Origin of the sequence: Qipengyuania sp. S6317L1, from assembly GCF_023015615.1 — a bacterium.
In the GTDB taxonomy this organism is placed as follows: domain Bacteria; phylum Pseudomonadota; class Alphaproteobacteria; order Sphingomonadales; family Sphingomonadaceae; genus Erythrobacter.
Genome location: NZ_JALKAJ010000002.1, coordinates 627,601 through 640,256, shown reverse-complemented (window position 1 = coordinate 640,256; position 12,656 = coordinate 627,601). Strand labels below are relative to the sequence as shown.

Sequence of the window (12,656 nt, the reverse complement as noted above, 5' to 3'; positions counted from 1 at the left end):
CTCACTCCTCCAACACCCAGGTGTCTTTTGTGCCACCGCCTTGGCTGCTGTTCACGACAAGCGAGCCTTCTGTCATTGCGACGCGGGTCAGACCGCCGGGCGTAATTTCGATACAGTCAGGCGAGACAAGAACAAACGGCCTGAGATCGACATGGCGCGGCGCCAGGCCTTTCTCGGTAAAAATCGGAACTGTTGAGAGTGCCAAAGTTGGCTGAGCGATATAGTTCGATGGCTGCGCCAGCAGTTTGGTGCGAAAGTCCTCGACCTCTTTTTTCGACGCCGCCGGACCCACCAGCATGCCGTATCCGCCCGAACCATGGACTTCCTTGACGACCAGCTCGGCAAGATTGTCGAGCACGTATTTCAAATGTTCTTCATCCGAACAGCGGAATGTCTCGACATTTTGCAAGAGCGGCTTCTCGCCTGTATAAAACTCAACGATCTCCGGCATATAGCTGTATAGAGCTTTGTCGTCGGCGATCCCCGTTCCCGGAGCATTCGCGATAGTGATGCCGCCAGCGCGGTAAACATCCATTATGCCAGGCACACCCAGCATGGAATCCGGGTTGAAATTTACCGGGTCGAGATACTCATCATCGACACGCCGATAGAGCACATCGATTGCCTTATAGCCCTGCGTTGTTCGCATTGCGATCCGACCATCGACCACACGCAGATCGTGCCCCTCGACCAATTCGACGCCCATCTCGTCAGCCAGAAAACTGTGTTCGAAATAGGCCGAGTTATGGATGCCGGGCGTTAGCACTGCGATGACGGGCTTACCTTCGCACATCGGCGGTGCACAGGCGGCCAGTGATCGCCTCAGATTTACCGGATAATTACTTACCTGCTGCACCGGAATTTTGCTGAAAAGCTCAGGGAACATTTGCAACATGGTTTCACGGTTTTCGAGCATGTACGAAACGCCTGACGGTGTGCGGGCATTGTCCTCCAGCACAAAGAATTCATCCGGTCCGGTGCGGACGATGTCTGTCCCGACAATATGCGTGTAAATGCCGCCTGGCGGATCGACGCCGACCATCTGCGTCAAGAACGCGTCATTATTCGCAACCAAACTCATCGGGACACGCCCGGCGCGCAATATCTCCTGCCGGTGATAGATGTCGTGGAGAAATGCGTTGAGCGCACTGACGCGTTGCTCGATCCCGCGTGAGAGCTTGCGCCATTCCCGCGCCGACATGATGCGTGGAACAACATCGAACGGGATTAAACGCTCGTCGGCTGCGTCCTCGCCATACACATTGAAGGTTATGCCTGTTCTGCGGAAGAAAGCTTCGGACTGCTCTGCCTTGCGAGCAATTCTCGTCAGTTCTTCGGCCTCAAACCATTTGTGATAATCATCGTAAGGCCCTCGGACCGAGTTCTCGCCATCGATCATCTCATCAAAGAATTTGATACTGCACCTCGATCTAAGTTGAGCGGGCGGAAAAGACCCAAATAGCAAGGTAAAGTAACATCGACGGAAAGGCTAGTGATCTGATCGTGAGCGTGTTTGCGCGAAATCGGTCTCACACTGCGCCAGCCGCCTTCGAGCCTGACCGACCGATCGCTGAATGTCCGCTTTCACCTCCCCCGAAGCGGCCATTGGTGGCTGTGCGCAGCAGTCACAATATCAGCCGACCTTGTGGGTCTGGCTGAGATCGCATTGCCGGGCCGGTAACCGCAAAGCGAGGGATTGGAGGCGATCTGGCGCGGTTTTATTTGGCTTTGAAAGTATTTTGAGAGACTTTTACGCAGCCTCGACTTGAACGTCTTCCAGCACACCGCCTGCAATGCACATCGCAATGAGATGCGTTGTGTTCTTCGCGTCCATTTTCAAACGCGAATTGTCCAAGTGCTTTTCCACTGTTCGTGGAGCAATGCCCAATTCGCAGGCCACTTCCTTGGCGGAATTACCTGCGGCTATTAGTTCAATGATTGAAATCTCACGTTCTGTGAGTCGAAATCTTCGCTGATCCATTAAAGGCCTCCCCTATTCCCAACCTGCACCTGCACCTGCCCATGGCAATGCACAGAAGGTTTAAAGAACGACCCGAGAGATTCTTTGAACTTCCTCACCAACTTAAGAAATTAACCTACCAATTCAAGCAAGGATCGATAAGCGCGTGTTATGTAACGATAAGACAATAGTATTACGTCGTGTTTATACAACCATCCATGGCGAATCGCGTGCCTGAAAAATGCTGCCTCATCAAATCTTACTGGATTCTACGTAGTCGGATTCCGATACCGATTCGTTCGAATAGGATTAGTTCATGAAAAATTTATCCTTTTCTTGCGGCATGGGGGGTTGAGACTGTCTTTTCTCTTCCGGTTGCCGCATTCTTGAAGAGGATCAAATCATGAAAAAGAGCATCAAATATTTCGCTGCTTTGGCCATTCCCGCATTGGTTGTGGCCACTCCGGCTGCGGCACAAGATTCAGAGTCGTTTACTCTGGCTCTCTCGGGCTCGGTTGACAGCAACTGCGAGCTTGTTCCTGAAGGAAGCGGCGCGTTCACGGTCGATATGCTCGATACCGGCGACCAGGGCGCACTTACGATCGTGTATTCGTGCAACTCGCCTTACACTGTGTCGCTGCAGTCGCTGAACGGCGGCATGGAGCACCAGGAAAGTGGTGGCAGCGTCAACATCGATTATGACATCGAGTCGAGCTTCCTCGGTTTGCCCTTTGGTGTGACGACCACCAATTCTGCCGACATGCAGGCCTCGCCGATTGTCATCGTGACTGACAATGACTGGCAGAACATCCTCACCAATGGTGGCACCCGGTCAGGCGACCTTGATCTGCAATTCGACAGCCTCGCCGAATTCGCAGTCGCTGGTACCTACCAGGACGAGCTGACCATTACGCTCGCTGCCAACTTCTGATTTGCGTCAGAAAATGTGGTACTGGATGGGCCGGGAGCATTGTCTCCCGGTCCATTCGGACTTGGAAAAATATCAGGAGGGGGACCTGATGAAAGATATGTTCCGCAGTCTTGCGCTGCTTTTCGCATTCACTTTCGCAGCCATGTCATTTCCGGCAGTGGCTTATGATCTGCAACCGATTGTTATTCAGCTTACTCCGGCCGGCTCCGGTTCAAGCCAGACGATGACAATCACTAATACCCATCAAGTTCCCATTGCCATCGAGGTCAAGGCGTACAAACGCGACCAGCGCCCTGACGGCACCGATCAATTGACACTGGATGATGAGGACCTCATCATTTTCCCGCCGCAGATGGTGATCCCGCCTGGTCAAAGCCAGAATTTCAAGGTGCAGTGGGTGGGTAACAGTGCGCCAGAGCGTGAACTTGCCTATCGCATCGTCACAGCCCAGCTTCCGATCAAATTTGACGTTCCAGAAGTCGACGGACGGCGCGCCGATCTATCGGTGAATTACCGGTATGAGGCGGCACTCTACATTATGCCGCCCGGCGTCGAGCCGGTAGCAGAGCTGCAGTCAGCAAAGGCGGTCGCCGGAGAAGACGGAACAACGCAGATTGAACTTGAGATCGCATCGATTGGCACCATGCGAGCGATCATCGATGAGCCTCTGCTGGAAATTAAAACCGCAGCGGGCGAGACGCATACCCTTTCAGGTGAGAGCATCCTGCCACTTGAACGGCTCAATATCCTGCCCGGAAATACCCGGATAATTCGTTTGCCTGCCCCCTCTGGAGTCGCTCCAGGCCCGCTTACGGCGAGCCTCTCCAACAATTACATCCGTTTGCGCTGACGGTATGAAGGATGGCTCGCGAGCATCTCGACTGGTTCCTTAAGTCACTCCTGGCTAGTGCTGCCATGGCCGGAACAGTTCCAGCCATGGCCCAGCCTGTCGATCAAAGCGAGGATCAAGCTTCCGATGATCAGAGAGTCGAGGAAACCGCTGCCGGTCAGAACGAGCCGGCTGTGCAGCAGACCCCGCGCACGACCGATCCTGATGAGTTGTTCCGTGAGATTTTCGGTAAGAACCGCCCTGAAGTGCGAGCCGACGATTATGTCGTAGTCGTGGACGATGTGAACGTTGGCGAGTTTTTCGTGGACGCTGCCAGTGACGGATCCGGGTTTGTCGACGGCAGCATTGTCTCAAGAGTACTGGTTCCGATCGCCGAAGACGTGATGATTGAGCGCCTCAACGCGCTGGCGGGGGGTGAGCGGGTCAGTTTTGATGATCTGCGCAGTGCCGGTTTGTCGGTAGCATTTGATCAATTCCGTCTTGTCCTTCGAATTGGGTTTCCCGTTGATTTGCGCCGCGCCCGTGAATTGGCGCTGCGCCGGGCAAGGCGCCGTGCGGATATCGAGTTCGCCGAGCAGGCGGACTTCTCGGCTTTCATCTCGGCCAGGGCCGGTGTCGATCTTGTTGAATCATCAAACTTCGAAGCCAACGGTTTCAGCGGCCTTGCCAGCGTTTTCGATTTTGGCGCGAATATCGGCGGTATCGCAGCGCAGGGCCGACTGCGTTACAACGAGCGCCGCGCCAACAAATGGAGCCGCGGTGATTTCAGGCTCACATATGACGACACCGAACGCCTGATCCGGTACGAAGCAGGCGACTTGAGCGTTGGACGCCGCCCATTCCAGATCGCCCCGCGTATCGCCGGTATTTCGGCTTTCCGCGAATTTCCCATAGATCCCTACTTGAATGTCCGGCCGCAGAGCGAGCAGGGTTTCGCACTCGAACAACCGGCACGCGTTGAAGTGCTGCTGAATGGCGCCCCATTGCGCACTTTCGACCTGCCGGCAGGGCGGTTCAACCTGCGACAATTGCCACTGATTCCATCGGCGGCAAATGATCTCGAATTGCGCATCACCTACGCAACGGGTGAAACCGAAGTTCTGATCTATCCAGCCTTCTACGATATCGAACTTCTGGAGCCTGGGTTGTTCGACTTCGCTTTGAATGTGGGCGTACCATTCGTCGATGATGATCGGGGAAGGGTTTACGATGACAGCGATTACAACGTTTTGGGCTTTGCAAGGCTCGGCATCTCTCAGGTTCTGACGCTCGGCGTGAACTGGGAGGGCAACAGAGACTTCAACACGGTAGGCGGTGAGGTAATCTGGGCCTCGCCGATTGGTTCTTTTCAAGTCAATGCAGGGGTCAATATCAACGATCCCGCGATCGACAGCGGGAGAATGTCCGCTCGATATTCCTGGAGAGACCCTGATGTGGCGCGAGGCCGGGCAATCGATGCGCAAATCACGCTTTCTGGCAGCGAATACAGGACCTTGAACCAGATCTTCGGCGGCAATCTCACCCGGGTTTCGGCGAACGTAAGAGCAGGTCAGGTCATCGGCGGGCGCACCCGCGCGCAAGTGTTTGCAAGTTACGAGGATTTGCGCGGGTTTGGCGAGACAACCGTTGTCGGCGCCACTGTCTCGCAAGGCTACAACTGGGGAACAGTCGCCGTCGGGGGCGAATATCGCTGGACCCAGCAGGGCAACGACCTCACCGTGCGTGCGTCCTTCACAGTTCCACTGGGACGCCGCGGCACCGTCAGTGGAAATTACGTCAGTGAACGAAACGCCTTGAGCCTTGATTTCAACAAGCCACCTGCAATCGGGGTCGGCTCATTCGGATATGGAGCATCATTCGAACGGCGCGACGGTTTCGACAGACAGCGCGCGCAGGTTACCTATCTCGGCAACCGGTTCGAAGGCTCGTTGATCCAAAGCAGGCAGGCTGGCGGTGGCCGCAGCGATATCCGAACCGGCTTTTCTCTGGGCACGGCGCTGACCATGGCTGACGGAGCCTTTGCCCTGTCGCGGCCGGTGACCAACAGCTTTGCGATCTTCGAGGTTGATGCCGGCGCGGCTGATTACCGGATAGCTGTCGAGCCACGCACCGGATTTGGTTCAACCGAAACCCGTTTCACCGCGAAAAGTGGCACATTGGGGCCGGCGGTTGTGCCCAACTTGCCACCATATTTTGACCGGACGATCGAAGTTCTTGCACCGGATGCCCCCGTTGGGACTTCGGTTGGCAATCAGGTCTTCTCGGTTAAACCCGGTTACCTGTCGGGGTTCCGTCTGAAAGTGGGGAGTGCCAACAACGTCACACTTCTCGGTGTTCTGATCGACAGTCTTGGTAATCCCGTGAGCCTCGCATCGGGCAAGGCCAGGCTAACTGGCGATGAGGGCGTCTCAGAACCAATTCCCTTCTTCACGAATGCCAGCGGCAGGTTCTTGCTCGAAGGACTGCGCGAAGCTGCAACCTACGAACTGGAGATCGACGATCTCGACGAGCCTGTGGGGACGAGTGTTACGCTACCGGAGGGGACGGTCGGACTCTACCGCGTAGAAGCCCCGATACGTCTCAATGCTCCTCTGACCGACGCCCCCGCCAACGAAACTGAAGGAGAAGAATGATGCGTCCCCTCGATCTTTTTACCCCACTTGCGGTCCTCGCGTTTGCGACGACATTTGCAACCGGGGTTTCAGCCCAAGACTTTATCGAGCCGCAAGCGTGCGAGCTTGAAATCACAGCAGACAGTGCCATCGATTGGCGCGGCCTTTATGGCCGTGGTTACGAGGTGTTTGAACCTGGCGAGTATTCCGAGGTCGTCATGGTCGAAATCCGTCATATGGGCCCGCCGTGCGAATTCTTTTTGACGGCAGCATCCATTGGCGCTGGCTCCCGGCCTGCCCTAATGGGTCCCAGCGATATGCTTTACTATGACCTTCGACGAGAACCCTCTGGACCGTCGATTTTCTCGCCCGATTTTCTAGGCGACCAATTCAGCAGGATTTCCGGACAGTTTGGCGCAGGGTTTCAGTCGCAATCGGCGCTGCTTTACCTAACGATCCCGGCAGGACAAGCGGTTAGGGGAGGCGCTTATGCTGGCCAACCCATCCTTCGCGTGTTCCGCGATGACATGGATGGTCCGGATTTGCTGGATGAAGTTACAGTGGATGTCTCCGTCCCTGTTCCCGCAGTGCTGAGTGTCGAACTGGCCGATGCGGGTCCCGGTGTCCGCGCAATGGATATAGACTTGGGCGATCTGGGGAGATCGGTTGAACGAACTGTGTTTTTCGAAGTTCGCAGCAATGCGCAGATCGTGGCAAGTGTAAGCTCACAGAACCGGGGAAGGCTGGCGCACTTTGCAGGAGCGCCCGGAATTCCTTATCGCCTCATGCTCGCGGATAAAGAAGTCGATCTCGACAATCCGGCGACCACGGTAAGCTTGAACAACACATCAGCGCTCTATCAGCCGGTCCCGCTTAACATTCAAATTGACGGAAACGAGAACGCCGCCGCGGGTAGTTATAGCGATTCCGTCACTGTTACATTCATGGTGGACTGAAGTTCTGGCCTGCTGTTGAGCTTTCGCAAGTATCGCATTGGCAAGCGTGCAATCCCGACTGATCGGTAATCGTGTCGGCGATTATCGCACACTGCGGATCAGGAGCACCAGCGCGCCCGCAATCAACGCTGCCAGCGCAAATGCCCAGAACATGCCAGACAAAATTGCGCCCACTTCGCTTTCGTTGAACGCCGCAAGAGCGATGACCGGGACGATGATCGAGGGGAGCGTGTTTGAGAGGTTCATCACCCCCAGAAGCAGCCCGCGTCTCGGGTGTCCGGTCACGAGCTGTGCTATAAGAGCGGTATCGACCGACAAGTATGCAGCGAGCGCGGCTTGCAGAACCACATAGCCGACAAAAAACCAGGCCAGCGCACCCGCCATGGCAAGGATCGCCATGCCAGCACCGAACAGGCAGGCGAAAGCGAACAGAGGTATGCGTCTGTTTCGGGTCCGATCAGACAGAGCTCCCGCTATCAACGTCATCATGATTGCGATCACCGCAGATGGTGCAGTGAGGGCGGCAAGAACTTCACTTGGCCCCGTATCGCTCCAACCTTCCTGTCGAAGGTTGGCAACAGACAGATAGAGATAGATGTAGCCGATTACGAAAGCGGCGCCGGTTTGAACCAAAATGCGCGAGAGCCAAGCAAGGGAGATATCGGCCCATAAACTGGGATTGATCACCGGATTATCGTCTTGCGCGAGATCGATGGAATTCTTCGGTAGCGGGTGATCAATTTCAATAACGGGTCCAAGGCCCCAAGTGACCAGCAGGGGGAGGAGGCAGGCCACCACCAATCCCCCGATCAGGAGAAAGGGAAGGGCGCCGTCATCAGGGTAGAGAAAGGCGATCGGCACGACCAGCAGAGATGAGGCAGGAAGCGCCGCTGTCAGCAAACCGCCGAGACGGCCCTTCACTTCATCAGGGAAATGATCCGCCAACAAAGCCCCAAGCGGCGAGAAGCAACAATTGAGCGCAATCTGGAAGAAAACGACAGCGGCAAACAGGCTCGCAATGCTGCCTGCGAGCGCAAGGCCGACATAAGCCATGAACAACATGCCGGTGCCTATTGCAATCAGCCCGCGGCGACTTCCGAACCGCCTCACCCAGTGATCGCCCAACGCCCCTGCCGCGACGTTAGCAAATCCTGCAACTATTCCACCAGACAGCAGGAGCCAGCTGAGCACATTCGCGGTATTCTCAAGTGCAAAAGTCTCCACATGCCTCGGCAAAAGGAGAACAAACAGCGGCATGAATGCGAGGTGCGCGCCGAGGAAGGCGAGCGCATATGTCCAATAGGTGTATCGAGGGAGAGTTCGGGCCAAGCGACTAGTCTTGGGAAAAACGTGCGGTGCTGTCCCGCTCGATAAACTCAAAAGGCATCTCGTAGCATCCGCTCGCATCGATACCTGAGCTTTCAGTGATCAACCCCTCACAAGCCTGCGCAATCATGGCCGCGGTGGGTTGGCGAATTGCGGTCATGGGGGGAACGCTCAATCGCACCCCTGGTGTGTCCTCAAAGCTGACCAGTGCAAGATCATCAGGTATCCTGAAACCGACGCGCTCCACGGTATGAAGAACAGCAAACGCCATCTGGTCGTTATCAGCAATGATTGCCGTTGGGCGGTCTTTGCTTTTGAGCCACTGCAACGCGACTTTGCTGGCGGTGTCAAAGCTAAAGGCTCCTTCTCCGACCCATTCTTCGCGCTGTTCCAGGCCACGGTTTTCGAGAATTGCGCGATAGCCGTCCAACCTCATCAACGAGTTGCCGTATTCGGATGACCCTGCAAGGTAGGCGATGCGTTGATGGCCCAAATCGGCCAAATGTCTGGTCGCCTGTTCGCCAGCGGCTCTTTCGTCCATACAGACATCTACGAAACCGTGCCCCTCGCGGCGGCCAACCCTTGCGCAAGCAATGCCTTGCCCCTTGAGAAGGTCTGCAAGGTCTCCGTTCTCGCTATGGGGAGGCGTGAGTATGACCCCATCCGGGCGCAGCTCGGAAATGACCTTGGACAGCTGGGCGTGTGCTTTAGCGGGCTCTGTATCTATAAGCTCGAAGACCATGTGATATCCATGCTTTTCGCATTCGGTCATTCCGCCGAAAAGCATCTGGTCAACCCAGTCGTTGCCCCGTCCAGCGCGCCAATTGTCATAGGTCCGCTGACGGTCGTTTATCGCCAGAATCAAGTACGAGCGTGAGCCGCGCATCCGACGCGCAGAAATATTGGGCACATAGCCGAGGCGCTCAATCGACGCCTCCACCTTCGCGCGCACAGCGGGCTTCACGTTGGGCCCCTTGTTGAGGACACGCGAAACGGTTTGCCGCGATACACCCACATCGGCCGCGACGTCTCTGATTGTAACGGTGCTTTTGGTACCCATGCTTACCTGTGTCCGATCCCGATGGCCTTATGAAACCAAAATGCCTCAGAATTCAAGTGCGGCTGTGACCGGTCACAATTTTTTCTTGTGACCGGTCACAAAACGCGATAGCCGATGTGCGAATCCACTCCGGAAGAGAGTGGATATAGGGGATTGGGAGAGTTCATAATGCGTCGATTTACCGCAGCCCTTGCCTTTGGGGCATCCGCACTCGCACTGTCTGTGCCAGCAATCGCTCAAGATGATGGCGCGGCTTCAGAAGAGCAGGGCACCGAGGCCGCAGCAGACAGCAACGACATCATCGTGACCGCGGATCGCCGCGAGCAGACCTTGCAGGATTTCGCAGGGACTGCTTTCGCAATTACCGGCGAAGACCTTTCGAAACTCGGCGTTCAGAACGTTACCGATCTGCAAAATCAGGTTCCGGGTTTGTCGGTTGCAAATAACCAGGGCAATGTTGAGGTCTACATTCGCGGTATCGGTTCGTCGAACAACACCGAACTGGGTGATCCGGCGGCCGCTTTCCACCTTGATGGCGTAAACATTCCGCGCCCGTCAGGCATTGGCTCTGCTTTCTACGATATCCAGCGGGTCGAAGTGAACGTGGGGCCGCAAGGCACTTTGCGTGGTCGTAACGCGACTGCCGGGTCGATCAATGCGATTACCTTCCGTCCCGGCCTTGGCGGTTTCGACGGGATGATTGAGGGCGAATACGGCAATTACAACAATCGCGCTCTGCGCGGGGTTCTGAATATCCCTCTTTCGGACAATGTCGGGGTGCGCTTCTCTGGTTTCCACCAGGCCAACGATTCCTATTACAACAATGTCGGCCCGGTGCAGGGCATCGATGTGGCCGAGGCCCAGGACAATTGGTCAGGGCGTGCGCAAGTTCTGTGGGAGCCGACCGACCGACTGACCATTCTGGTGGCAGGCGACTATATCGCGGAAAATGGCACGGGCTACACCGGTTCCAACTACGCTTTGGCGCTTGGCACTCTTGAAGATGGCAACATTACGCAAGAAGAGTTTGACAACATCGACCCGCGCGACGTGATTGCACGTGGTATCACGCCGCGGCTTAACACTGATCACTGGGGTATCCGCACGAACATTGAATATGAAGGCGACGGCTTCAACGTCGAATACATCGGCAGCTACCGCGATGCAGTCTATGATTATGAAGCCACAACGCCGATTTCACCTGCCTTCCCGGGGGTGCTTGATCGTTTGTCGGAGCGTGACAACATCTTCACGCCGGAACCCGGCGATGTAATCAACGATCCCATCATCCTGCAAGAGAACCTCGACAACTTCTCCCGCTTCCGGATTATCTCTGACTCGCGCTCGCACTTCCATGAGCTGCGCATCTTCAACTCCGAAGGTCCGTTCATCTGGAGCCTTGGCGGTCTCTATATCAACGAAGAGCAGCGCTCGTTTCTGGGTACCACTGGCGACCGTGGCACTTTCTTCCAGGGAATTGAGTTCAATACGCAGACCGACACCGATTCCTATGCGATCTACGGCGATGCGACGTATGAAGTGTCCGAAAACTTCCGCCTGACCGGTGGTCTTCGTTACACTGACGACAGCAAAGAGCGCACTGGTGTCGCCGCACGTTATGGCCTTGCTCTTGGAGGCGGCAGCTTCGAGTGCTGTCTGGGGGCTCGCGTTGGTACCGAAGGGTTCGAATTTGCGGCGTTTGATCGCACGATTATCAATCCGGACACCGACGGCGACGGCGAAATTTCCGAGGCTGAGACTTTCGCTTTCCATCGCAACGGAATCGCGACGCCAGGTGCGCGTGATAACCTGGATGACATTCTGGACTTTGGCCCACTGCCTGGCGACGTGTTTGAGCGTCCCGGCGCCCCAGAATGTCTGGATACGGTGAGCTTCGATGATTTGTTCTGCGACGGCTTCACCCGTGGCGATCCGTTCTTCAACAGCCAGTTCACTTACGCCGTGCCGTTCCAAGGGCAAATCTTCCAGCAAGATGGTGACTTCAGCGACGACTTTATCGATTGGCGTCTGCGGGCGGAGTACGATGTAACCCCTGACAACCTGCTCTACGCACTGATTGCGAACGGCCATAAGTCGGGCGGTTTTAACGACAACCTCGGCGATAACGGTATCGCGCCAGTATATGGCACTGAGCAGGTTATCCTTTATGAACTGGGTTCGAAGAACGAATTCGATCTAGGTGGGCGCAAAGCTTACCTCAACGGTTCGCTGTTCTACAATGATTACACCGATCAGGTGTTCACCGGTCTTCTCAGCGTTGATGCTGCGATTGAAACCTCGGCGACGCTTCTGGGCCAGCCTGTGACATTGCCACCCAACACGAACACCACGCTTGTGGTCTCTTTCAGCTTCAATGCTGCGGACTCCGAAATTTACGGCGCTCAGATCGAAGGCGGTTTCGAGCTTCCGTCGAACATCAACTTCGATTTCTCTGTCCTGTGGCTCGAGGCGCAAATCCAGAACGCTGAGGAAATTCCTGATTTTCGTTTCCAGCCTGATGTGGATTCAGGAAATGCCGTGTTCCGCTCGATCGAAGGCCGGCGTCTGCCGCGCACCCCGCGTTGGCAGTTGAACGGCAAGCTTAGCCAAGCCGTCGACCTGCCAACTGGCCAGATCGACTGGGTCGCTTCTTTGGGCTACCGCTCCTCGCAGTTCCACACCATCTTCAACAGCATTGAGTTTGACGCGAATGGTGTGGGCACACCGGTCACAAGCGGCCGCCTGCTCGACCAGATCGGCGGATATTTCACACTCGATATCGGCGCTGGTTGGGACATTGATGACGAGGGCAAGTACCGCTTCGAAGTCTATGGCAACAACGTCACCGATGCGCAGGAAGAAGCAGCGATCATCGTCACGCAGTTCGACAATACGCGCTTCTTTATCCGGCCCAGAACCTATGGCGCCCGTTTCCGCGCCCGCTTCTGACGGCGTTTGGGT

The 12,656-nt window shown here is 55.8% G+C and carries 9 protein-coding genes; 5 read left to right on the top strand and 4 right to left on the bottom strand.

Annotation, left to right across the window (positions count from 1 at the left end; genetic code table 11):
- Position 1: 1 nt before the first annotated feature.
- Together MWU38_RS04365 and MWU38_RS04360 are read right to left on the bottom strand one after the other, a co-directional pair.
- Positions 2-1,399, bottom strand: coding sequence for a circularly permuted type 2 ATP-grasp protein (locus MWU38_RS04365; protein WP_247270603.1), 1,398 nt, complete (start codon positions 1,397-1,399; stop codon positions 2-4).
- Positions 1,400-1,750: 351 nt separating this feature from the next.
- Complete coding sequence (locus MWU38_RS04360) at positions 1,751-1,981, bottom strand: helix-turn-helix transcriptional regulator (protein WP_247270602.1); 231 nt, start codon at positions 1,979-1,981, stop codon at positions 1,751-1,753.
- A gap of 382 nt (positions 1,982-2,363) precedes the next feature.
- On the opposite strand from MWU38_RS04360, the gene MWU38_RS04355 reads away from it, so the two are divergent.
- The 4 genes from MWU38_RS04355 to MWU38_RS04340 all read left to right on the top strand — a co-directional run bounded on the left by MWU38_RS04355 (position 2,364) and on the right by MWU38_RS04340 (position 7,309).
- Positions 2,364-2,891, top strand: coding sequence for a hypothetical protein (locus MWU38_RS04355; RefSeq protein WP_247270601.1), 528 nt, complete (start codon positions 2,364-2,366; stop codon positions 2,889-2,891).
- Positions 2,892-2,979: 88 nt separating this feature from the next.
- Positions 2,980-3,741 carry a fimbria/pilus periplasmic chaperone gene (locus MWU38_RS04350; protein ID WP_247270600.1) on the top strand — a complete coding sequence of 254 codons (762 nt, stop codon included), beginning with the start codon at positions 2,980-2,982 and terminating at the stop codon, positions 3,739-3,741.
- An 11-nt stretch (positions 3,742-3,752) separates the two neighbouring features.
- The gene (locus MWU38_RS04345; RefSeq protein ID WP_247270599.1) at positions 3,753-6,374 is read left to right on the top strand and encodes a hypothetical protein; all 2,622 of its coding nucleotides are present in this window, start codon (positions 3,753-3,755) and stop codon (positions 6,372-6,374) included.
- Entirely contained in the window at positions 6,371-7,309 is a 939-nt protein-coding gene (locus MWU38_RS04340) for a spore coat protein U domain-containing protein (RefSeq protein WP_247270598.1), read from the top strand. The genes MWU38_RS04345 and MWU38_RS04340 overlap by 4 nt, the downstream gene beginning before the upstream one ends.
- An 81-nt stretch (positions 7,310-7,390) precedes the next feature.
- On the opposite strand, the gene MWU38_RS04335 is transcribed toward MWU38_RS04340, so the two are convergent.
- On the bottom strand, positions 7,391-8,638 hold the full coding sequence (locus tag MWU38_RS04335) for an MFS transporter (protein WP_247270597.1): 1,248 nt from the start codon (positions 8,636-8,638) through the stop codon (positions 7,391-7,393).
- A 4-nt stretch (positions 8,639-8,642) separates the two neighbouring features.
- Positions 8,643-9,695, bottom strand: a complete 1,053-nt coding sequence (locus tag MWU38_RS04330; protein WP_247270596.1) for a LacI family DNA-binding transcriptional regulator — start codon at positions 9,693-9,695, stop codon at positions 8,643-8,645.
- A gap of 168 nt (positions 9,696-9,863) precedes the next feature.
- Here MWU38_RS04330 and MWU38_RS04325 point away from each other — a divergent pair, with 168 nt between their 5' ends.
- Positions 9,864-12,644: a TonB-dependent receptor gene (locus MWU38_RS04325; RefSeq protein WP_247270595.1), complete on the top strand. Its 2,781-nt coding sequence runs from the start codon at positions 9,864-9,866 to the stop codon at positions 12,642-12,644.
- The last annotated feature ends 12 nt before the right edge of the window (positions 12,645-12,656 follow it).

Bases quoted from the DNA above. Each gene is read 5' to 3' on its own strand.
- MWU38_RS04345 (WP_247270599.1), top strand. From the start codon at position 3,753: ATGGCTCGCGAGCATCTCGACTGGTTCCTTAAGTCACTCCTGGCTAGT.
- MWU38_RS04325 (WP_247270595.1), top strand. From the start codon at position 9,864: ATGCGTCGATTTACCGCAGCCCTTGCCTTTGGGGCATCCGCACTCGCA.
- MWU38_RS04330 (WP_247270596.1), bottom strand. From the start codon at position 9,695: ATGGGTACCAAAAGCACCGTTACAATCAGAGACGTCGCGGCCGATGTG.
- MWU38_RS04360 (WP_247270602.1), bottom strand. From the start codon at position 1,981: ATGGATCAGCGAAGATTTCGACTCACAGAACGTGAGATTTCAATCATT.
- MWU38_RS04350 (WP_247270600.1), top strand. From the start codon at position 2,980: ATGAAAGATATGTTCCGCAGTCTTGCGCTGCTTTTCGCATTCACTTTC.
- MWU38_RS04355 (WP_247270601.1), top strand. From the start codon at position 2,364: ATGAAAAAGAGCATCAAATATTTCGCTGCTTTGGCCATTCCCGCATTG.
- MWU38_RS04340 (WP_247270598.1), top strand. From the start codon at position 6,371: ATGATGCGTCCCCTCGATCTTTTTACCCCACTTGCGGTCCTCGCGTTT.
- MWU38_RS04365 (WP_247270603.1), bottom strand. From the start codon at position 1,399: ATGATCGATGGCGAGAACTCGGTCCGAGGGCCTTACGATGATTATCAC.